This is a genomic window from Virgibacillus salinus (genome assembly GCF_900102415.1).
In the GTDB taxonomy this organism is placed as follows: domain Bacteria; phylum Bacillota; class Bacilli; order Bacillales; family Amphibacillaceae; genus Lentibacillus; species Lentibacillus subterraneus.
The window spans coordinates 351,934-374,134 of record NZ_FNKD01000002.1 but is presented as its reverse complement, the minus strand read 5'-3'; the positions used below and the strand labels follow the sequence as shown (position 1 = coordinate 374,134).

27 protein-coding genes are annotated in these 22,201 nt (G+C 34.8%); 1 reads left to right on the top strand and 26 read right to left on the bottom strand.

Features of this window, described 5'->3' with window-relative positions:
• Positions 1–286 precede the first annotated feature (286 nt).
• The 24 genes from recN to BLS02_RS08580 all read right to left on the bottom strand — a co-directional run bounded on the left by recN (position 287) and on the right by BLS02_RS08580 (position 19,885).
• Entirely contained in the window at positions 287–2,008 is a 1,722-nt protein-coding gene (gene recN, locus BLS02_RS08695) for a DNA repair protein RecN (protein ID WP_092492615.1), read from the bottom strand.
• Between the two features lie 16 nt (positions 2,009–2,024).
• Positions 2,025–2,474, bottom strand: coding sequence for a transcriptional regulator AhrC/ArgR (gene ahrC, locus BLS02_RS08690; protein WP_092492614.1), 450 nt, complete (start codon positions 2,472–2,474; stop codon positions 2,025–2,027).
• Positions 2,475–2,493: 19 nt separating this feature from the next.
• Positions 2,494–3,324 carry a TlyA family RNA methyltransferase gene (locus BLS02_RS08685; protein ID WP_092492613.1) on the bottom strand — a complete coding sequence of 277 codons (831 nt, stop codon included), beginning with the start codon at positions 3,322–3,324 and terminating at the stop codon, positions 2,494–2,496.
• A gap of 65 nt (positions 3,325–3,389) precedes the next feature.
• Positions 3,390–3,974 carry a hypothetical protein gene (locus tag BLS02_RS08680; RefSeq protein ID WP_092492612.1) on the bottom strand — a complete coding sequence of 195 codons (585 nt, stop codon included), beginning with the start codon at positions 3,972–3,974 and terminating at the stop codon, positions 3,390–3,392.
• A 682-nt stretch (positions 3,975–4,656) separates the two neighbouring features.
• On the bottom strand, positions 4,657–5,541 hold the full coding sequence (locus BLS02_RS08675; protein WP_245736061.1) for a polyprenyl synthetase family protein: 885 nt from the start codon (positions 5,539–5,541) through the stop codon (positions 4,657–4,659).
• Between the two features lie 2 nt (positions 5,542–5,543).
• Positions 5,544–5,777, bottom strand: a complete 234-nt coding sequence (locus BLS02_RS08670; protein WP_092492611.1) for an exodeoxyribonuclease VII small subunit — start codon at positions 5,775–5,777, stop codon at positions 5,544–5,546.
• The gene (xseA, locus tag BLS02_RS08665; protein ID WP_092492610.1) at positions 5,770–7,119 is read right to left on the bottom strand and encodes an exodeoxyribonuclease VII large subunit; all 1,350 of its coding nucleotides are present in this window, start codon (positions 7,117–7,119) and stop codon (positions 5,770–5,772) included. The genes BLS02_RS08670 and xseA overlap by 8 nt, the downstream gene beginning before the upstream one ends.
• Positions 7,109–7,969: a bifunctional methylenetetrahydrofolate dehydrogenase/methenyltetrahydrofolate cyclohydrolase FolD gene (gene folD / locus BLS02_RS08660; protein ID WP_092492609.1), complete on the bottom strand. Its 861-nt coding sequence runs from the start codon at positions 7,967–7,969 to the stop codon at positions 7,109–7,111. The genes xseA and folD overlap by 11 nt, the downstream gene beginning before the upstream one ends.
• Positions 7,970–7,983: 14 nt before the next feature.
• Positions 7,984–8,364, bottom strand: a complete 381-nt coding sequence (gene nusB, locus BLS02_RS08655; protein WP_092492608.1) for a transcription antitermination factor NusB — start codon at positions 8,362–8,364, stop codon at positions 7,984–7,986.
• A gap of 267 nt (positions 8,365–8,631) precedes the next feature.
• On the bottom strand, positions 8,632–9,018 hold the full coding sequence (locus tag BLS02_RS08650; protein WP_092492607.1) for an Asp23/Gls24 family envelope stress response protein: 387 nt from the start codon (positions 9,016–9,018) through the stop codon (positions 8,632–8,634).
• A gap of 12 nt (positions 9,019–9,030) precedes the next feature.
• A complete protein-coding gene (accC, locus tag BLS02_RS08645; RefSeq protein ID WP_092492606.1) occupies positions 9,031–10,392 on the bottom strand; it encodes an acetyl-CoA carboxylase biotin carboxylase subunit in 1,362 nt (453 codons plus the stop codon).
• 13 nt (positions 10,393–10,405) lie between these two features.
• Positions 10,406–10,912, bottom strand: coding sequence for an acetyl-CoA carboxylase biotin carboxyl carrier protein (accB, locus tag BLS02_RS08640; RefSeq protein WP_092492605.1), 507 nt, complete (start codon positions 10,910–10,912; stop codon positions 10,406–10,408).
• 325 nt (positions 10,913–11,237) lie between these two features.
• Positions 11,238–11,801: a SpoIIIAH-like family protein gene (locus BLS02_RS08635; protein WP_092492604.1), complete on the bottom strand. Its 564-nt coding sequence runs from the start codon at positions 11,799–11,801 to the stop codon at positions 11,238–11,240.
• A gap of 12 nt (positions 11,802–11,813) precedes the next feature.
• Positions 11,814–12,449, bottom strand: coding sequence for a stage III sporulation protein AG (spoIIIAG, locus tag BLS02_RS08630; RefSeq protein WP_254788743.1), 636 nt, complete (start codon positions 12,447–12,449; stop codon positions 11,814–11,816).
• Positions 12,446–13,078 carry a stage III sporulation protein AF gene (spoIIIAF, locus tag BLS02_RS08625; protein ID WP_092492602.1) on the bottom strand — a complete coding sequence of 211 codons (633 nt, stop codon included), beginning with the start codon at positions 13,076–13,078 and terminating at the stop codon, positions 12,446–12,448. The genes spoIIIAG and spoIIIAF overlap by 4 nt, the downstream gene beginning before the upstream one ends.
• Positions 13,079–13,090: 12 nt before the next feature.
• Positions 13,091–14,266: a stage III sporulation protein AE gene (gene spoIIIAE, locus BLS02_RS08620; protein WP_092492601.1), complete on the bottom strand. Its 1,176-nt coding sequence runs from the start codon at positions 14,264–14,266 to the stop codon at positions 13,091–13,093.
• 36 nt (positions 14,267–14,302) lie between these two features.
• Positions 14,303–14,695 carry a stage III sporulation protein AD gene (gene spoIIIAD / locus BLS02_RS08615; RefSeq protein ID WP_092492600.1) on the bottom strand — a complete coding sequence of 131 codons (393 nt, stop codon included), beginning with the start codon at positions 14,693–14,695 and terminating at the stop codon, positions 14,303–14,305.
• A gap of 6 nt (positions 14,696–14,701) precedes the next feature.
• Positions 14,702–14,908 (bottom strand): stage III sporulation protein AC, encoded by a 207-nt coding sequence (spoIIIAC, locus tag BLS02_RS08610; RefSeq protein WP_092492599.1) that lies wholly within the window; start codon positions 14,906–14,908, stop codon positions 14,702–14,704.
• Positions 14,909–14,926: 18 nt separating this feature from the next.
• Positions 14,927–15,442, bottom strand: coding sequence for a stage III sporulation protein SpoIIIAB (spoIIIAB, locus tag BLS02_RS08605; RefSeq protein ID WP_092492598.1), 516 nt, complete (start codon positions 15,440–15,442; stop codon positions 14,927–14,929).
• Positions 15,387–16,367, bottom strand: coding sequence for a stage III sporulation protein AA (gene spoIIIAA / locus BLS02_RS08600; protein WP_092492597.1), 981 nt, complete (start codon positions 16,365–16,367; stop codon positions 15,387–15,389). Before spoIIIAA ends, spoIIIAB begins: the two co-directional genes overlap by 56 nt.
• 828 nt (positions 16,368–17,195) lie before the next feature.
• Positions 17,196–17,753 (bottom strand): elongation factor P, encoded by a 558-nt coding sequence (gene efp / locus BLS02_RS08595; protein WP_092492596.1) that lies wholly within the window; start codon positions 17,751–17,753, stop codon positions 17,196–17,198.
• Positions 17,754–17,772: 19 nt separating this feature from the next.
• Positions 17,773–18,834, bottom strand: coding sequence for a M24 family metallopeptidase (locus tag BLS02_RS08590; protein WP_092492595.1), 1,062 nt, complete (start codon positions 18,832–18,834; stop codon positions 17,773–17,775).
• 14 nt (positions 18,835–18,848) lie between these two features.
• Positions 18,849–19,280: a type II 3-dehydroquinate dehydratase gene (gene aroQ, locus BLS02_RS08585; RefSeq protein ID WP_092492594.1), complete on the bottom strand. Its 432-nt coding sequence runs from the start codon at positions 19,278–19,280 to the stop codon at positions 18,849–18,851.
• An 89-nt stretch (positions 19,281–19,369) separates the two neighbouring features.
• Positions 19,370–19,885, bottom strand: a complete 516-nt coding sequence (locus BLS02_RS08580; RefSeq protein ID WP_254788742.1) for a YqhR family membrane protein — start codon at positions 19,883–19,885, stop codon at positions 19,370–19,372.
• Between the two features lie 276 nt (positions 19,886–20,161).
• Here BLS02_RS08580 and BLS02_RS08575 point away from each other — a divergent pair, with 276 nt between their 5' ends.
• Positions 20,162–20,536 (top strand): SA1362 family protein, encoded by a 375-nt coding sequence (locus tag BLS02_RS08575; RefSeq protein WP_092492592.1) that lies wholly within the window; start codon positions 20,162–20,164, stop codon positions 20,534–20,536.
• Positions 20,537–20,548: 12 nt separating this feature from the next.
• Here BLS02_RS08575 and BLS02_RS08570 read toward each other — a convergent pair whose 3' ends face one another.
• Together BLS02_RS08570 and mntR are read right to left on the bottom strand one after the other, a co-directional pair.
• On the bottom strand, positions 20,549–21,439 hold the full coding sequence (locus BLS02_RS08570; protein ID WP_092492591.1) for a patatin-like phospholipase family protein: 891 nt from the start codon (positions 21,437–21,439) through the stop codon (positions 20,549–20,551).
• Between the two features lie 82 nt (positions 21,440–21,521).
• Positions 21,522–21,941 carry a transcriptional regulator MntR gene (gene mntR, locus BLS02_RS08565; RefSeq protein WP_092492590.1) on the bottom strand — a complete coding sequence of 140 codons (420 nt, stop codon included), beginning with the start codon at positions 21,939–21,941 and terminating at the stop codon, positions 21,522–21,524.
• Between the last annotated feature and the right edge of the window lie 260 nt (positions 21,942–22,201).

The window sequence follows — 22,201 nt, the reverse complement described above, 5'->3', positions numbered from 1 at the left end:
TCTCTGTACTTCTAATTTGACCTAACTGCATGTGTTTTAAACTGGTGAAAAATAAGAAAAGATGTGTAACATTTCCTTTTTAGTAAATTGGGGAACAATATGTATATTAGAAAACCTAACATCTTGTTAAATGCTTTTGTGAAAGCGTATTTTGTTTTCTTAGAACTAAAACCTTTGTGATGAATACCTAAGTTGCACTTTTGCACTGAAAGTATATTTTTACTTTTTTAATTGTAAATAAAAAACCAGATAGTATAGCATCTGGCTTTTGTTTCTAATTTATCCATTAAATTTTGGTTTTATAGGTTGATGCTAGTTCAAGTAATTCATTAGCATGTTTTTGAGCAGTTTCTGTTAATTTTGTACCAGTAATCATTCTGCCCAACTCATCGGTTTTTTGTTTTACTGATAATTCTAATACTTCAGTAGATGTTCTTTTATTTTTTTCTAATTTCTTAATAAGCTTGTGCGTGTCTGACATTGCAGCAACTTGTGGCAAATGGGTGATGCATAAGACCTGTGATTGATTTGATATTTGGTAAATTTTTTCAGCTATAGCTTGGGCGACTCGACCACTAACACCTGTGTCAACTTCATCAAAGATCACACTGGTTACACCTTGATGTTTTGCAAATATTTTCTTTAACGCAAGCATAATCCGCGATAGTTCGCCACCTGAAGCAGTTTTATTTAATTCTTTTAGCGGTTCACCTGGATTAGTTGAAATTAAAAAATGTATATAATCAAAACCATTTTTATGCATCTTCACATTTTCTTTAAACGTTCTCTGTTCTGTACTTTCTTTAGTATCAAATTCAACTGAAAAAGAGGCTTTCTCCAAATAGAGACCTTTTAACTCTTTTTGAATGTCTTTTTTCAATGATTGGGCTGCTTTTTTTCGCAAATCGTGTAATTGTTTTGCTTCCAAGTATGCATCTTGACTAATTTCATTAATTTCCTCTGCTAACTTGGATAAGTGTGAGTCTTTGTTTGTTATTTGTTCGATCTCTTCTTCGATTTTACCCATATATTCTAAAATTTCATCCACCGATGACCCATATTTTTTCTTTAGGCGATTTATTTCATCTAATCTGGATTCAATTTCGTTAAGTCGACCTGGGTCATATTGCAATGTATCAGTATAATTACGCAAATCATACATCAGTTCTTCAATCAAAAAGTAATGATTTGACATTTCCTCAGCTTTTTCTGCAATAAAAGAATCATATTCCTGGTTATCCTGAAGTGCTTGATTCGCTTCATTTAACCATTCGATCCCTTTCTGTTCTCCATAGAGAGCATTATATGCATCCTGTAGCCCTGTATAAATTCTCTCAAAGTTCGCTAATTGACTACGTTCTTCGTTCAACTCGACATCTTCGTTTGGAACCAGTTCAGCTTGTTCCAGTTCGCTAATTTGGAATTGCAGTAAATCCAAACGATGTGTCATTTCCTGCTCATTTTCACTTAACTCTTTATATCGCTTTTTTAGTGATGAAAGCTTTTCATATAATTTGGTGTATTCATCTTTAGATTTCTTAATTTTCTTTTCATCAAATTGGTCAAGTAAATCAATATGATTTTCTGAATTCATAAGTGATTGTGTTTCATGTTGACTATGTATATCAATTAAATTCTTTCCAAACTCTTTTAAAATTGCCAATGTTACTAATTTACCGTTCACTCGGCAAATACTTTTTCCACTCGCTGTAATAGTTCTATGTAATACAACCATTTCATCTTGGATGTCAATACCATAATAATTGCCTGTAGCAAAAATTTTGTGATCTTTAGAGTCGAGAGTGAACAAGCCTTCAATCTCTGCTTTACTCGTCCCATGCCGAACAAATTCAACTGATCCTCGGCAACCAGCAAGTAATTGTACAGCATCAATAATTATTGATTTACCTGCACCAGTTTCTCCTGTTAAAACAGTAAGACCTTCATTAAATGTAATAGATATTTTATCAATAATAGCGAAATCCTGTATAGACAGTTCTGTTAACACATATGTCCCCCCATTACTAAAGCATACTTATAAAGCGATTCTTAATGGAATCTGAATCCTGCTCCGTTCTGCAAATAATTAAACATGTATCATCACCACAAATAGTTCCCATAATCTCTTCCCATTCCAAATTATCGATTAAAACGCCAATGGCATGAGCATTTCCAGGTAACGTTCTTAATACTATAAAATGACTAGCATGTTCGATTTTAACAAAAGCATCAGTAATTAAGCGCTTCAATTTATCTAATGGATTAAATCGTTGATCTGCCGGTAGACTATATTTATAATCACCATTTACTGATGGAACTTTCACAAGATGCAATTCTTTGATATCACGTGATACTGTAGCTTGGGTTACATTGTAGCCAAGTGATTTTAACCGATCAACCAGCTCGTCCTGCGTTTCTATTTCACTATCCGTAATTAATTCGCGTATTTTAATATGACGTTGGATTTTACTCATGGAAAGCCTCCATATACTACTAATAATTTTTTTTGTTTACTGTCAAATCCTGGTGAGCATCGTCTACTATTGTTTCTAATTCAATATCTGATGGTCTAAATCCTTCTTTTTCAGATTTCCAGCCCCAGTGAGCCAAAAACTCTATATTACCTTCGCCTCCTGTAATAGGAGAATAAGTTAGACTAATTAAATGATATCCTTCTTTTTCAGCAAAGTCTGTAATTTTTCTTAATACAGAAAGATGTACACTTTTATCACGAACAATTCCTTTCTTCCCTACTTGATCTCTTCCAGCTTCAAATTGCGGCTTTATTAACGCAACTATGTCACTATCGTTTCTTAACAACTGGCTTAGAATCGGTAAAATAATTGATAAAGAAATAAATGATACATCTATTGTTGCAAAGTCAGGTGAACCATAACTTATCATTTCAGGGGTAACATAACGGAAGTTAGTCTTTTCCATTACAACCACGCGATCGTCATTTCTTAATTTCCAATCTAATTGATTATATCCTACGTCAATTGCATAACAAAGTCGTGCACCATTTTGTAATGCACAATCTGTAAAGCCACCTGTTGATGACCCCACATCAACCATAATTCTGTTATCGAGAGAAATAGCAAAATAATTTAATGCTTTTTCGAGTTTTAATCCGCCACGGCCCACATATGGAAACATCTTTCCCTTTACTGTAATTGGAATATCTTCATCAACTTTCATTCCAGGCTTTTCTAGTCGATGCTGCTCAGAGAACACTAGCCCAGCCATAATTACTCGTTTTGCCTTTTCTCTCGTTTCGATTAATTTTCTGTCTACTAACATAATATCTAGACGTTTTTTAGCCATTAAAAAGTTTCCTCTGCATAATTATTTGGATGTTTGAAAATGTGTACTTAAATTTATTTAACCAATTACTTTTTTTTCTCTTTTGGTAGTATGCGAATTTTAAAGTTACTTTCTATAAAGGCTATAACCTTTCCTGCAAAAGATATTATTTTAGTCGAAGCATTTATTGCTAGGTATTTGCCAATTGCCTTTCCACCTACTGTAAATGCTGCAACAAAACTGGTAATTAATACTGATAATACGATTTGTATTGTTGAACCTTCACCCTGTCCAAAAAGATTAGCTATTTGGAGTACGACTATTGCAGATGCCGTACCACTAACAATTCCAGATATATCACCAATCACGTCATTACAAAAGCTAGCAAACTTATCAGCATTTCGAATAATAATAACAGATTCTTTAGCACCATTTACCTTTTCCGCTGCCATTGCATGAAACGGCGCTTCATTTGCTGCAGTTGATGCTATACCTAGCATGTCGAAAACGACACCAATTAATACGATAAAAAATACAATAACTAATCCTATAATCCAGGCTACTTCACTTAGGATAGAGGATGAGATTATTGAAAAAATAGCCGCTAACACAAATGTGATAACGGCAATAATTAAACTAAATTTAACTGATTTTCTTATTTGTGATTTCATTTTCTACCTCTAACTAATTTGAATATGTAAATTAGGAATGGTCACTTAAAAGGTTAAAATTGCGGCTTTAGGTCCAGTAGGTTTTCCCAGATGACAACCCATTGTTACCAAACAGGCGGTTCCCCTTTAATATCATCTTAGCTTAGTTTCCCAAAGCTAGACTGGATTACCACTTAGTCCGCACTATATTCCCTTTTAAATGTCTTTGGAACAGTCTAGGAGATTTCCTCAGCAGTCTTTAACCGCCCCCTAGCCTCTTTTGCAGTGTTGATTTCATAGAGATAAAAATAATCAAGCTAGTGGCCACTTGGCTCGTTATTTACGACTCTAATCCCCTCACCACCACTCAAGGCAGGCTACGCTGCAAATAAGGTGTCCCTTTCCCTATTCTACAGGTTCATACCCCATTCCATAGTGATCCCTAGGCTTAGTTACCACCACAGATATGGGCCTCCGCGGTAATCGGGTCAACGCCCACATGCCTTTGTGGATCGCCCGAAAACCTTAACTCCCAGCACTGACCCAAGGCTGGGCGCCTCAAGCCAACACAAGGAACTTCATCGATATGCCCTTTGGCGGATTTTTAGGCCCGCCTTCAGAAACGGAAGACTGACTAGAATACTGCACCATTCCTATTATATTTTTATTATACCATATTATTAGAAATAATTCTAATAAGTGCTTAATAATCACGATTGCTAAAATAATCCGTTAGTAACATTAAATAAGATGTCTCGGCATTCGCATTTTCCAATGCTCTTTTTGCCATTTTTACATAGTATTGTTTTTTCTCAATAGCTCCATCTAACCCCAGTAATTTTGGGTATGTATTTTTTTGGTTAACTTCATCACTACCAACAGGTTTACCAATTTTATCCGGATCACCAGTTACATCCAAAATATCGTCTTGTACTTGAAATATTAATCCTAAATAATAAGCAAATTCATCCAAGTATTCAACCTGTGCATTCGTTGCTTCCCCAATGTAGGCTCCAGATCTAATTGCAAACCTAAGTAATTCACCTGTTTTTAATGTATGAATTGTTTCCAGTTCTTGAAGGTTAATTTCTTTCTTTTCTGCTTCCATATCAAGTATTTGCCCTGCCACCATACCCTTAGGTCCACTTGCTTCTGTAAGAAGTTTAATAATATAAACTTTCTGTGTATCCGATAAGTAAGGATCATTGGTAATTAGTTCAAAACTATATGTTAATAAAGCATCTCCAGCTAAAATGGCTGTTGCATCATCAAATACCTTGTGATTTGTTGGCTGCCCGCGACGAAGATCATCATCATCCATTGCTGGCAAATCATCGTGTACAAGCGAATACGTGTGGATCATTTCAAGTGCTATCGCAGTGGATAATACTTTTTTTATGTTAGTACCATATGCCTTAAAACCCGCCAACAACAAAATTGGTCTAAGGCGTTTTCCTCCAGCCTCTATGGAATATAGCATGGATTTTTTTAAGCGAACTGGAATGTCCAAATTATGCATATGGGTTTTCATTTCTTCTTGTATCATTGATTTATTCTCATTAATAAAATCATTTAATTTTTGCTGCACAATCACTCTTCCTCCTGCACCTCAAATGATTCAAGTTCACCCTGTTCATTCATAATTTGTGTCATTTTCTCTTGAACATTTGATAATTTATCGCTACAAACTTTGGAAAGCTTCATGCCTTCCTGATAATAAGTTATTGCCTTTTCCAATGGAACATCGCCTTCTTCTAACTTTCCAACAATTTTTTCTAATTGTACCATTGCTTCTTCAAATGAAATATTGTTTTCCTTATCCATTGCTCTCCTCCTTCACGTCTAATACACGACATTCAAGTGTGCCGTCTGATAGTTTAACAACGATTTCGTCATTTTCACTTACACCATCAGTAGAATTAATTATATTGCCTGATTGAGCATATGGTATGGCATACCCACGTTTCATCGTTTCAAGTGGGTTTAATAACGATAGTTTTTCAATAGCACTATTTAGGCTGGTTGCTTTCTGTTCTAATATTTTATCCATCAAATAATTAGTTTGCTTTATGAACATCTTTAGTTCTTTCCTAGCACGTTCAAGCTGTCGTTCTGGGTGCTGTGCTTCAAATCTGGTATTCATATTAATAAGTGTGTCTTTTTTCTTTTTCCACTCCGAATTAAACGTTTTCTCAAGACGTTCTACATGTTTATCCAGTTCTTGCTCTTTTTGGGTTATTAAATGTTCGGGATATCGGAATGCATAGGATTGTTTTATACGATTTAAATGTTGCTGGGAACTCTGCACATTTTCGTTCATCATTCTTGTTAATGAACGTTGCATTCCGTTAATTCTATCAGTTAATTCAAGTTGAGATGGTACTGCAACCTCTGCAGCTCCAGTAGGGGTAGGAGCACGTAAATCAGCGACATAATCACTAATCGTAATATCTGTTTCATGGCCAACTGCTGATATTACAGGTATCGATGATTGAAAAATTGCATTTGCGATTTTTTCCTCATTAAAACACCATAAATCTTCAATAGAACCTCCTCCACGTCCAACTATTAAAACGTCAAAACCACCTTGCTGATTGGCTGAATTTATTGCATTATAAATAGATTGTACTGCATTTGGTCCTTGAACAAGTACAGGGATTACAGTAGTTTTTACAATAGGAAATCTTCTTTCTATTGTTGTAACAATATCACGAACCGCTGCTCCAGTAGGCGAAGTGATAACACCAATACTTTTAGGAAACCTCGGAAGTTCTTTTTTATGACTCTTATCAAAAAAACCTTTTTTATGCAATTTTTCTTTAAGCTGTTCAAATGCTAAATATAAGGAGCCGATTCCGTCCGGTTCCATTTGCTTGATATACAACTGATATTGACCATACGGCTCAAAAACACCAATCTCACCTTTTATTAAAACATTCATACCATTTTCAGGTGTGAACTTTAACATACGATTATTGCCTGCAAACATAACTGCTTGTACTCTTGTATTATCGTCTTTTATAGTTAGATACATATGTCCACGACTATGATGTTTGAAATTGGAAATTTCACCTTTTAGCCAAATATTTTTTAAATGGGAATCAGTATCGAACTTTCGCTTGATATATTTAGTTAATGCAGTAACTGTTAGGTAATTATCTTTCACTTTTAGACAATCCTTTAGCTGCTTTAATCGTATTTTGCAATAGCATAGTTATTGTCATAGGTCCTACGCCTCTAGGAACAGGTGAAATATAAGAAGCCTTTTCGAAGACAGCGTCAAAGTCGACGTCTCCAGTTAGTGATCCATCCTCTAAGCGATTAATTCCAACATCTATAACTGCAGCGCCTTCTTTGATATGTTCTTCACGTATTGCATTAGGTCTTCCTACAGCTACGATTAATATATCTGCTTTTGATGTGAAATCTATTAAATTGGTTGTTTTTGAATGGCAATATGTAACCGTAGCATTTTCATTTAATAATAACTGACCAACAGGTTTTCCAACAATATTACTTCGCCCAATAATAACAGCATGTTTTCCTTCAATTGTAACATCGTATGATTTTAACATTGTTAATATTCCAGATGGAGTACAAGGTAAAAATGTGTCTTTACCAGTAATCATTCGTCCAATATTAATTGGGTGGAAACCATCAACATCTTTAGCTGGACTAATAGCTTCGATTACATGTTGTTCATCTATGTGTTTTGGAAGAGGGAGTTGTACTAAAATACCATGGACAGATTGATCATTATTTAATTCCTGTATTTTCTTCAACAACTCTTTCTCAGAAGTAGATACTCCCATTTCTATAACATCAGAAGATATGCCGGTTTCGCCAGAGGCTTTTTTCTTGCCATTTACATATGACTTTGAAGCGGGATTATCTCCAATTAATATTACAGTTAAATGTGGAACTAAGCCTTGTTCTTTTAGAAACAGTACTTCCTTACTCATTTCCTCTTTTAGTTTATGTGCTAGTTCTTTTCCTTTAATTATGTCAGCAGACACAGCTGTATCCCCCTTTAGGCTATGATTTTTGACAAAACACCATTTACAAACTTTCCGGATTTTTCATCACCGTACATATTAGCTAATTCTACCGCTTCATTTATAGATACATTTGTTGGTATATCATCTATATAGTTTATTTCCAAAATAGCAATACGTAGAATTGTTTTTTCGACTGAAGCGATTCGATCAATTGTCCAATTTTCCAAATGGTAGGAAATAATATCGTCAATTGCTGTCTTATTTTTTGTTACACCTTGAACGAGCCCCATTAAAAATGCATCTATTTCCAATGTTTCAAGATGTTCTTCAACTGCTTTATCAGGGTTGTTATCATTAATATCCAATTGAAAAAGTACTTGAAATGCTTTTTCTCTAGCTGTATGTCGGTTCATCTTTCATAGCTCCTTTTATTCCATATCTCTCTCAAATAATAACATGATTGTGTATGCAAAGCTAGAATCAAACCAATCTAAGATAACCTGGGCTATCGTTAAAGGGATCCCTAATAAGCATTCTTAGAACTCCCTCCTTTGGAGTGCAAGCCTTGATGGCTAGTACTTAGTTTTGCTAATGCAGTAATGAAGTATTTATACTTTCTTTCTTAACTGCCTTGAAAACAAATTAAGGTCAAAAGAAATTACTTCTTTTGACCTTGAAATTTATTCGTTTTCCTCTGCACCTTCCATATGGATACCAACTACATGCACATTAATTTCATCAATTTCCAGTGCTGTCATATTTTTTAATGTTTGTCTAATATTTTCCTGAAGCTGTTGTGCTACTTTTGGAATAGATACTCCAAAGTTTAAGACAACAAATAAATCGATAAGTATTCCAGTTTCGGTTAGTTCAACTTTCACACCTTTACCATGCGACTTTTTACCAAAACGTTCCACAACTCCAGTTGCAAAATTACCCCGCATTGATGATATACCGTCTACTTCAGAAGACGCTATACCAGTTATTACTTCAATTACTTCTGGTGCAATTTCAACTTTACCTAGGCTTGAATCGTCACTTACGTTCAACAATGGCTGTTCGCTCATCTTTTCACTCCTTTAATCTTCCTTCTTCTGTACAATTGGATTATCCTCAAGGAAATTCGTATTGAAATCTCCTTTCACAAATACATCATTATCCATTATAAGACGATGAAATGGAATTGTTGTATCGACTCCTTCTACAACAAATTCATCCAAAGAGCGCTTCATTCTGTTTATAGCTTCTTGACGAGTCGGACCATACGTTATTAACTTTGCAATCATTGAATCATAGAATGGAGGGATGCTATAACCAGGATATGCAGCTGAATCAATTCGTACCCCTAATCCACCAGGTGGTAAGTACATTTCAATTCTTCCAGGTGAAGGCATGAAGTTTTTGAAAGGATTTTCTGCATTGATCCTACATTCGATTGCCCATCCATCAAATTCGATTTCATCTTGTTCAAATGATAACTTTTCATTATTCGCAATTCTAATCTGTTCTTTAATTAAGTCCACTCCAGTAACCATTTCTGTTACAGGATGTTCGACTTGGATTCTAGTATTCATTTCCATAAAATAAAATGATTGGCTAGTTCGATCGAAAATATATTCAATTGTTCCTGCACCAACATAGTCAACTGCCTTAGCAGCTTTCACAGAAGCTTCACCCATTTTAGAACGAATTTCAGGTGTGATAGCTGGGGATGGTGTTTCTTCAATCAACTTTTGTAGTCTCCGTTGAATCGTACAATCCCTCTCACCTAAGTGTACAACATTTCCATGCTGGTCGGCTAATACCTGAATTTCAACATGTCTAAAGTCCTCTATGAATTTTTCTATGTACACACCCGGATTCCCGAAAGCTGTTTCGGCTTCTTTTTGTGTTACTCGAATTCCTTTAATCAAATCCTCTTCTGATTTAGCAATTCGAATACCTTTTCCGCCGCCACCAGCTGTTGCTTTAATAATTACGGGATAACCAATTTCATTTGCAATCTTTATGGCTTCCTCTTCGTTTTCGATTATACCTTCTGACCCTGGCACAATGGGTACATTAGCTGCTTTCATTGTTTCTCTGGCAACATCTTTAATTCCCATTTTTTGAATTGCTTGGGCAGTGGGACCAACAAACTTAATATTGCACGCCTTGCAAATTTCTGCAAAATCAGCATTTTCAGCAAGAAAGCCATAGCCAGGATGAATTGCATCAACTTCGGTTAAGGTAGCTACACTCATAATATTAGTGAAATTCAAGTAACTGTCTTTGCTTAACGTTGGTCCAATACAATACGCTTCATCTGCTAACTGAACATGTAATGCTTCTTTGTCTGCTTCAGAATATACGGCAACTGTTTCAATTTCCATTTCTTTGCATGCCCGTATTATTCGAACAGCTATTTCTCCTCTGTTTGCGATTAACAGCTTTTTAATCACACGCTACATCCCCTTATTTAGTCTTTACTCTAAATAGTGGTTGACCATATTCTACTAATTCGCCATCTTCCACTAAGATTTCAACGATTTCACCTGAAACTTCTGCTTCAATTTCATTAAATAGTTTCATTGCTTCTACAATACAAACAACGGAATCGTTTTCGACTTTAGATCCCTTTTTTACGTATGGATCACTCTCCGGTTCAGGTGCAATATAAAGCGTACCTACCATAGGAGAAACAATCTCAAAATCGAAGTCTGTTGTTTCTTCTTTTTCAACTGGTTCTTTTTCTGATTGTTTTACTGCTTTTTTCTCTTCATTTGCTTTAGGTTCTTCAACTTTAATCTTTTCAGCAGGTTTTTCTGCAGGTACTTCATAAGCTTCGTTTAACTTAACCCCTGAATTGTCACTAGACTTCTTCATTGTAACAGTTGTTCCATTTGTCTCATAACTAAACTCATCAATTGTAGATTGATCTACTAATTTTATTAATTCACGTATTTCCTGTACTTTTAACATGTCTGGCACCCCTTCGTTTATTACAAATTAATAACAGGTACTAAAAACTCCTCTTAACATTCTACGACAAGTATAAGTAAAACTTCAACCCATAATAGAATGCAGTATGTTTGATAATTTGCTCCTGATATGTATGTAAAACGTTTTCACACTACAATTATATCAATGATATCGGTTTTATGCGAATAATTTTATTACAACATTTGAAAACATGACTTAGGCTTTGATGAAGAAGCTTAGTGCACTTATGTAGTAAAAAAGTATTTATACTTTCTCAGATGCAAAAAACCGGACGAATTAGTTCGCCCGGTTTTGTATCAACTGCTTAGCTTTCAGTTGGCTGAACATTAACATCTACAGTTATCTCACCAAACTCATCTTTTACCATCTGCATAATGTTAACTACTTCGGTTTTGTTTAGTTGATCAGCTTTAACATGTACGTGCACCTTATCCTCATCATGGCGAACTAGAACATCATTATAATCAGCTGAAGCTACAATAGATTCTTCTAAAATTATTTCTTTTGAAGAAATACTTTCTATTTGGTTAATCTGATCCCTGGCTTCATTTTTCTCTTGAATACTTGCGCTGCTTGAGGCAACGACATCATCCAAACGGTCTTTTTCTGCACTTCGCTCATTCTGCACTTCCATACGAAGTGTAGTAAAAAACTGATCCTGTCCCAGGTTGGAAATGTCGTCTACGTCTGCATCGGTATTACTTGCGTCACTTGCAGATGAATCAGGTGATGATGCCTCTTCAGATGAGTCATCTCCTTCAGGTAAATAAGCAAGATCACCACTGTCCGGGGACGTAATATAATAGACACTCAACACAATCATTAAACTTAACATTGTTAAAAGCCACACAGTTTGTTTTTTCAACATAAATAAATCCTCCTAATTTTTTGGCATTACTGAAACTCTATGTGTTGGAACATCGAGTACACGAGATACTGAATCAATTACCCATTTTTTTACCGTTGCATGATCAACCCCCTTTGCAACAACGAACACCCCTCTTACCTCAGGCTTTTTTGTTTGTATAAGCAACGGGACTTCTTTGTCTCCTTGTCTTACCAGTACAACTTGTGTCTCCTTAGTATTATCTTCAATCTCTCTTGTCCCGCCATTTTTATCAGACTCTGTTGTAGATTGCTGCCCAGCAATTAAGTTTTTTTCATAAACTTTAACTTTAGTAGATTCTAGATTCACCATTACTTCAACGTTTGAAACACCTTGAATTTTATCAAGCATTTCTTTTAAATTATCTTCATAACTCTTCTCTATTTCATCTACATTTGAGGTGCTTTTTGATTTATCAGAAAAAGTTTCCTCTACTGGTTTATCAACTTCACTCGCTACATTGTTGAGCGATTGATTATCTTCTGTTGCTGAAGTTGAAAAAATATTGCCAATTATGATTAGTAACAGTCCAACTAAACCAACGACTAAAATGTATCCTGCCTTTTTAGATATCTTGCCTCCATGTTCAGATTTTTTTGTTTGCAAAAAATCCTTTATTTGTTTCTTCAAGGTGTACCTCCTTCCCACAAGATTGTTAACTTCTTGTTGTCTATCTCCCATGTATCCTGTAATAATAGTTTAATTCCATTCACATCTAGCTTATTAACTTCATTCGCTACTGTCTTGTCCGTATTTATTACAACATCCTCAATAGCACTCACTTCTCCCTCCCCTTCAGATGATTCATCAAGATACACAATGACTTCATCAAAATTCTCATCAGTAAGCTCTGTTTCTGCAAATAGTTCAGTCTGTGGAAACTCAATATCTGATATTTCTAACTGATAATCTTCCTGTAATGGCTTTTTTGCCAGTTCCTTTAATTGGACAACCGTTTGTTCTAAAATATATGCATTCTGAGACTCTTGTATTTCACTTTTTTGCATTTTAATTGAATTTTCTACTTGTTCCCCCTCTGGTTGCTGGTTCATGATTTGTGAATATGACTTCTCCAGAGCCTGTTGGGCATTAAAATCAAACAAGAAAAATAATGGCTTCAAAAAAATTAATATTAATATTAGACCAACAACTAATTTGATATATTTTTTCATTGATGTTGCTGGAATTAATAGATCGACTATGGAAGCTAGCAAAAGGAATATAATAATTTGTGTAACCCATTGAGTAAGGATCTCCATTTCCAGTCCCCCCTAACGCAGGAGAAGTGTAATATTACTTGCTGCAACCAAAATGACTATTGCAAGAAAAAACATTAACGTTACCGCTAACAAACAGGCCAGAATATATACAATATAATTACTTATCGTGTTTAGGCTGGTTATTATCGGACCATCACCAATTGGTTGCAGGACAGCTGCTGCCAGCTTATATATCAGCGCAATAGCAAATATCTTAAGTGCAGGAAATACTGCTATTAATACAATAATTAAGACACCAACGATTCCAATGGAGTTCTTTAGCAGCAAAGATGCACTTAAAATAGTATCAGCGGCATCAGTTAATGTTCTCCCGACTACCGGAATAAAGTTTCCAGTAACAAATTTAGTTGTTTTCATCGCTACTCCATCAGTTATGGCAGTGGACGCCCCCTGGACTGACATTACTCCTACAAACACTGTTAAAAACATCCCTAAAGCACCTAAACCAACTGTTTTAAATAAGTTTGCTAAATGTGTCACTTTATAATTATCATTCAAGCTGCTAACAATTAATAAGAGAGCTGATAAGAATAATAAGGGTAAAATAAACTTTGAAACTAACACACCACTAAGATTTATTAGAAAAATTACAATAGGCTGAAAAAATGAGACAGTAATAACATTTCCAAGCGTAGCCATAATACTTAATACCAAAGGAAGTAAGGCAATCATGAAACCACTCATTGTGTCAATTGCTTCTTTAGCATAAGATACCGCCAAGTAAAAACTATTCAATGCCAAAAAGATTAAAACAATATAGACTACAAAATATGCAATTTTGCTAACAGTACTTTCTTCAAAAGCAGCATGCATGGTCTGTAAAACCATTGAAAATAATGTAAGCATTAATAAAAGTCCAAGTAGTTTCCCATTCATAATGAGCTCATGAAGGAAATATTCAATAAAACCCCATAACGTGTTTTTTATTGAAAAAGAACCGTTATCCTTAATGAATTCAGAAATGCTTGTTTTCTCGAGCTCTGGTAAATAACCTCCATAATCATTAACTAAGGTATGCCAAAAGGATTGCATGCCATCTAGTGAAATATCATTTAACATCTTATCTTGTATATCATTTGAATTGGGTTCAGCTGAAACAGATTGTTGTCCAATTAGAAGTACTAGCAGAATTAGAAGAATAATGATAATCAACTTATTTTGTACCATTCAGCATACGTACTCCTTTCAAAATCTTGTCCAGTTCTAGGCTGAAGGTATGAAACTTAATATTGCTTCGATGACAGCAGTAATTATTGGAATTGCCAATAGCAGTATGAATATCTTTCCGGCCAGCTCAATTTTAGATGCTACTGAACTAAGCCCTGCGTCTTTCGTTAAATTTGCTCCAATTTCCGCAATATAAGCAATCCCAATTATTTTTAAAATGGTATTTATGTACATACCATCAATATTGGCTTTTTCTCCTAAAGACTCAATTAATTGAAAAATAATTCCAATTTGCTTGATGATTGCTAGAAATATCAGGACTCCGGTAACAACAATTACAAAGAATGCAAAAGAGGAATTCATATCTTTCAATACGATATATAGAATGCTTGCAACAATTCCTAGAACAACAATTTGTATAATATCCATCTATCACTACCCCTGGAAAAGGAATACAGACTTTATCTGCTGAAATAGATCAGAAAGTTGATTAACAACAATTACTAGAACAATTACAAATCCGACAACTGTTGCAAAGTGTGCAATATCCTCTTTGCCCATCTGTTTCAAAATCGTATGAATGATAGCTACAATTATTCCAATACCTGCAATCTGAAATAAAATTGACGCATCAACAGCCATTGATGTACTCCCTTCCCTCTATATGAGCAATAATACTATGAATAACCCACACAATAACCCTAAACTTTTAGCCATCTTGCTATATTTATATTGACTGTCCCTTGCATCTTCCAACTCTCGATCCAAGTGTTTGATAGTTAAGTGAATATGTTTTTGCTGTTGTTCAAAGTCATGCTGTCCAAGTGTTCGACCGAATTGCTGCAAAATCTCTTCTTCATTAGCACCAAGCGCCGATTCTTTCATCAAATCATTCACATGTTGATTCCAGACATTGTATAAATAAACACTTTGTTTATTTAATAATGAACGACTTAATCGATAAAAAAAGATTCTTGTTGGTTCAGGAATTTGCTTTGCTATTGTATGAAAAGCATCGTGTAAGGGTAATTGACTATATAAAATTTCTGCCTCCAATATCTGAAGTGCATTTTTCATTTGTCTGATATGCTTCGGTCTTGCGTTTAATTTCCTACTAAACTCAAACCCTATTAATGTTGTTGTGCCTATGAAAAGAAGCGCTCCAATCCACTTCATTCTTTAAGCACCTCGTTTTCTGTAAAATATTTTCTTCTTTTTGATTATATATACGATGAATATATCCGGGCTGTCTTTGTCTATCCAACAAGACAATTCGTTGAAAAACATCGTACTCGAATAACGGTTTTAATGATGGTCGTTTCTTTAACTCCTCAATAGATTTCCCATGTATTGTACAAATAACTGTAACTCCTGTATTTATTGCCTCCATTAATGCTTGTACATCATTAGCGCTGCCAATTTCGTCCACTATAAGTACTTCAGGTGACATTGATCGGATCATCATCATCATACCTTCAGCTTTTGGGCAAGCATCCATTACATCGGTTCTTAAACCTAAGTCATGCTGTGGTATTCCTTTTTTTGAGCCACCTATTTCTGAACGTTCATCTATTATTCCAACTTTCTGTGCTGACACAGTACTCCAGCCTGTACCAATTAATCGTGCAACGTCACGTATTAATGTCGTTTTTCCTGTTTGTGGTGCGCCAATAAAAAGTGTGTTTTGATAGTTACTATCTGTATAAAGGTATGGAATCAGTGACAAGGCAGCTCCGATCTTCTGTTTAGCAATACGTATATTAAAAAAAGCTATATACTGAATTGCTTTAACTGCTCCATTTAATGTGTTCACTTTTCCAGATAAACCAACACGATGTCCACCTTCAATAGTGACATAGCCTTCACGTAATTCATCTTCCATACGGTACAATGAAAATTCGCTTAATTGATTAAGCACAAAGATACTTTCGTTGCGATCAGGCTTTATTGATTCAATCCACTCAGTATGATCATCAAAAATCAGTTCGACCGGTTGATTTAAGCGAAAACGAATCTCTTGCATAACCTTCCAACGATCTTTAGTTTTGGATTGTATTGCTCGTCGAATTCTTTCTGGAAATAGGCGCAATATCTCTTCCATAACATGTCCCCACTTTTTATAGTATCTTTTTAATAGATATATGTTTTTAAGGAGAGATTATGACTAATGAAAAGCCATTAGAAAACTTAGTTTATGGTGAAAGGATATTATGAAAGCTTTTTCTAAAAGATTGTTGCTATTGTAAAAACTGCACCATAGTGAAAATTTTCTTTTGTGCCTTTTCCTATATTTTCAATAATGGTTGAGTGCTTAGATTCATTCCGACAGAATACTTCGCTTTCACCGCTCCGCGTACAAAAGCGACATATACTCCAGCTATCGCTTGCGTAGTGTCTTCTTAGTCATGGTCACGGCCTAACTTGGTATTCACCAAGCCTTAGTTGCACTTATGCAGTAAGAAATTTTTTATACTTTTGTATAAATACACCTCTCTAGCTCTATTACAAATTCTTTTTCATAACAGATGGTTGCTGCGCATTGCGGATCAACGGGGGGTTTAACGAAATAAATTTTTACTATACCTTTTATTTTTTAACGGACACAGGAGAAGCTATTTCTATAAAAAAGATACTTTTTCGAATTTATCCGGACACAGAAGCCCTTATTTTACGTATATCATGGTTAATAGAGGGGATTTGTAACAAATAAGGTCCCTGGTGTCCGTGAACATCACCATTTTCCTGTATTTCAAACAAATAAGGCCCTTGGTGTCCGCAAAACCTCTCAACATTATTTATATGAAAATTCGATTACAACATTTTCATGATAGATGGTGGGTGCGCACTCGGCAGCCATGTTGCTTTCTTATCTGCTAAAAAAAAGAACGATCCCTTTTTATAGGACCGTCCTTCTCAATTTATGTTTTTTCTACGCTCTTGAAACATATTTACCGTCGGATGTATTAATAACTAATACTTCTCCTTGATTAATAAAAAATGGAACTTGTACAATTAGGCCAGTTTCTAATGTAGCAGGTTTTGTTCCACCACTAGCAGTATCACCTTTTATACCTGGCTCTGTTTCTGTTACGGCTAGCTCCACATTATTTGGAAGTTCTACACCAATTACTTCTCCTTCATAGGTGATAATAGATACTTCCATATTTTCTTTTATATAGGGTAGCTGATCTTTAAGCTGACTAGTTTGCAACTCTAGCTGATCGTATGTGTGTGTATTCATGAATGCATGACTATCACCAGATGCGTATAAATATTGCATCTTACTCTGTTCGATGTGTGCCTTATTTACTTTTTCTCCACCGCGAAATGTTTTTTCCTGGATATTCCCACTTCGTAAGTTCCGTAATTTTGAACGAACAAACGCCGCACCCTTTCCTGGTTTTACATGCTGAAAGTCCATAACCTGCCAGATATCATTATCAACCTCAATCGTCAATCCTGTCTTAAAATCATTTACTGAAATCATTTCTAAATCCTCCTCTATCCTATAGATGAATTAATTCTTTAGAAGAATGTGTTAGTCGTTCATTTCCCTTTTCTGTAAGAACAATATCATCCTCAATACGACAACCGCCAACATTTGGTACATATATTCCAGGTTCAACAGTTACAACCATACCAGGCTCCAGTTTTTTATCTGATCTGAATGATAGACCTGGTCCTTCATGAACCTCCATCCCAAGTCCATGTCCAGTTGAATGCCCAAAATACTCGCCATAGCCTTTTTCCTTTATATAATCTCTAGTAAGTGCATCTGCTTCTTTCCCCGTCATTCCTGGTTTCACACCTTCAACACCAAGTAACTGTGCTTCCAGAACAGTGTTATAAATTGACTTTAGCTCATCATTTATTTCTCCAACGGCAACAGTTCTAGTTGTATCTGAACAATACCCGTTAAATAATGCACCGTAATCTAGTGTGACAAGCTCACCTGATTCAATCTTTTTTTCTGAAGCTACTCCGTGAGGCAATGCAGCACGATAACCTGATGCAACAATTATATCAAAGCTTGAAGAGGTTGCCCCTTGGTTTCGCATAAAGAATTCTAGTTCATTTGATATATCTATTTCTTTTACACCTGGTTTAATATAGCTCTGAATATGTTCATATGCATCATCTGCTATTTTCGCAGCTTGCTTTAATATAGTCAGCTCTTCGTCTGTTTTGATTAAACGAAGCTCCTCTATCAATCCGCTAACAGGTACTAACTCAACTTCAAATTCCTTCTTATATATTTCATAAGTATTATATGTCACATGGTCTTTTTCAAAACCAATCCGCTTAACATTTAATTGATTCAATTGATTACTAATTTCTTGATGTATTAACTTTTTATGTTCTATAACGGTATACCCGGCAGCCTCTTCGTTAGCCTGTTCTATGTAACGGAAATCTGTAATAAATCGTGTTTCATCCTTGCTTACGATTACGGCACCTGCTGTCCCTGTAAACCCTGTCATATACCTTCTGTTTATTGGGCTAGTAATTAAAATGGCGTCAAGATTATTTTCCTGTAAAGCCTTGCGAAGTCTATTCAATTTCTCCATCGTATCATCCCTTTCTATTTACTTTCCAAAAATGCCAGCGCTGCCAGTCGATAACTTTTCAATCCGAACCCTACAACTTGTCCATAACATGCTGACGCAAGCATTGATTGGTATCTAAAAGCTTCTCGTTTGTGTACATTAGAAATATGGACCTCAATTACAGGTGTGTCAATTGCCATAATAGCATCACGCAAAGCAATACTTGTATGAGTGTACGCTGCAGGATTAAAGACTATTCCAGTATACTTCCCGTTAGCTTGATGCAGACGGTCAATTAATTCTCCTTCATGATTTGATTGAAAACAATCTAGCTCATGCCCATGTTTTTGTGCTAAATCTGCTACCTCGATTTCAATGTCATGTAACGTGAATTTCCCATAAACTTCCTTTTCCCGTTTTCCTAACAAATTAATATTAGGGCCATTTAATAGCAAAAGACGATTCATCGGCATTTCATTCCTTTATAATTCATATAATTACGGACTATTTTAGTTTATCATAAACAAAAACTTTTGAATAATAGTAAAACCATAGATTAATTCTGCTTTTCTTTTATCTCTTCTTCCTTTCTTATTGTATCAGCATAGTCGTATGAAATGGAATATCCAATAAAAGTTCCATATAATATAAAGAGACATAATGTGGAAACAATCGTATACCTGTTCAAATCCATTAAATTTGGTATATTTGGGAATATTGGCTGTACGATATAAAAGACAATAACCCATAAAATAATTCCATATCCGACACCCATCCAAAGTGAATCAATTTTTTTAAATATCCCGTAATAAATAAACGCTGTTAACAGTGATAGGACTCCTACCATCAAAATGGATAGCATATTTCCCAGCCAGCCATCTGTCCAATCAGCAGTTATCCAGGAACGGATTAAATAACTTTTTGGTGCAACCTCGGAAAAACTCAAATAATACATAATAACACCAAAAGAACTAGCTATTAATCCTCCTACAAAACCGGTAATTAAAGATCTGGACATAAGAGACATAGGTCTTTCCTGTTTATTTTGCTCTAAATTTTTACCCTCTTTCAATACAAACACCTCCATTTATATTGTTACCAATTGCTTTAAAACGAATCACTTCATTATAATTACAATTATTTTTGAGTAGTTAAATTAACCATTTTCTAGTAAAATAAAAGAAATACAATTAAATTGATCAGTTTATTAAAGAAAAAAATACAGTATTGAATATTTTGAGCAGGAACGGAAAGAATTTAAAGTAGCAAAACGTTTTTTGAATGAAGATATAAAAGTAGAAAATAGTGGTATAGATTAGTATGCAATAATTGAAAGGAGGTCGTGCAAATGGTTCGCAATAAGTTTTCCGCATTTGTTTATGTAATAATAGGATTGGCTGTCATTGGCGTAATTGCACAGCTTTTTACAAATACAGCTTCCTTCCTTACTAACATAATAATGATGCTTGGATTTGGCGTAGCAGTTTTTGCGGTAATCTATTTTGTCTTTCTCAAAAAAAGAACCGCTTCCCACGATACTAAGAAATATAAGCAAGCAGTGAAACAGTCAAAATCAAAATACACAAACCAAAATAACAAACCACGTCCTACTTCTAAACGTCCACAGCCACTTCAAATGAAAAAGAAGCTAAATAAACGTGCATCTCATTTACGAGTAATTGATGGTAATAAGTCAAAAAGAAAAAACCGAGCTACTTTTTAGATAGCTTGGTTTTTATTTTGGCCAATATCTTAAGAATTGATCGGCTTTTTCTTTGCCCATTTTTATAAGTTGTTCTTTTGTTATACCACTAACACTAAAATTCATTGATTCAACATGCTCCACCGGGATAAACATTATGTTACTTATTTGAGATTTAGAAATGTAACGTGCATCATGCGCCTGTATCATCGTTGAAAATAAGGCATGAAACATATCAAGTGCATTACTTACTTTACGCGGGGACTGTTGTTCAGGATAGCCACTCAATTTAACCCCTAATATCGGTCTTTTATTACGTTTGTTTTCACTTTCAAAAATCCACAATGGGAAATTGCTCAAAAGCCCCCCGTCAACAATCAGACTTTTGTGTTTCGATTTGCCCTGCAGTTTTTTTGGCATAAAAAAATAAGGAAACCCTGCACTCATTCGAACAGCCTTTGAAACAGAAAAATATTTTGGTTCAATTCCATAGACCCTTTCTAGATCATCTGGTATAACAACTAATCTGCCAAGTGAAATATCACTGACTACCACTTTAAGATAATCGGGTTGCAAATCATTAAACGTATAAATATTTTTATTAGCCAACTGTCTGTATAACCAGTTCTCCAGTTTGTCGCCTTTATATAGCCCCATTTGAAAGTATAGAAAAATCCATTTTGAATATGGAATTAATGTAGTCCATTTTGGTGCATCCAAAAGTTTATGCATATCTAAGTCCTGAATTAATTTCTCGATTTCATCAATTTTATATCCTGCTGCAATCAAGGTGGACATTATTGCTCCTGCAGATGTTCCAGCTACTCGTTCAAATGATAAACCTTTCCCTTCAATGCTTTTAAGCGCACCAATAAGTGCATAGGCCTTCACTCCACCACCAGAAAACACGCCATCAATATTCATGAATTCTCCCCTTGTAAAAACCTTTATTATATATTAGGAGGATACAGGTGGAATTAGAACACATATACATATCTAATTTTAGTTATCTCTCGTCGTTTGCTTTAATCTTTTTTAAATCATCAATACGATTCTTATCTTCTTTAAAGTATTGTACTAAGTCACCAATTCTGTCTATTGAATTCCAGCTTAGATGATGCTCAATACCTTCAACATCTTCGTATATTTTATCATTATCTACACCAATAATTTCAAGAAAATCCTCAAGTAACTCATGACGAAAAACTAATCGCTCGCCAATCTTTTTTCCTTTTGATGTTAAAATAAATCCTCTATATTTCTCATAATTTAAGTATTCATCTTTATCAAGTTTCTGGACCATTTTAGTCACTGATGATGGGTGCACTATCAGGGCTTCTGCAATATCGGAAACACGTGCATAACCTTTTGTTTCAATTAAATTATAAATTTGTTCAATATAATCTTCCATGCTCGGTGTCGGCATAAACTCAACTCATTTCAAAGAATAAATTTTTAGCATGCGCAAAAATGTTTCTATAAAAAATAATACAAGATATCAACGAATTAAACAAGTATTCTTTTAGATGACAAAATCAAAGGCAGATTTCTAAAAAAAATGTTATTAATAACTAGAAAACTTAGCATTCATTAAGCCTTTATGATGAATGTCATAGTTGCACTCATACAGTATAAAAGTATATACATTCATAACTGCCAAGAGGATATAAACTTTGGCACATTTAG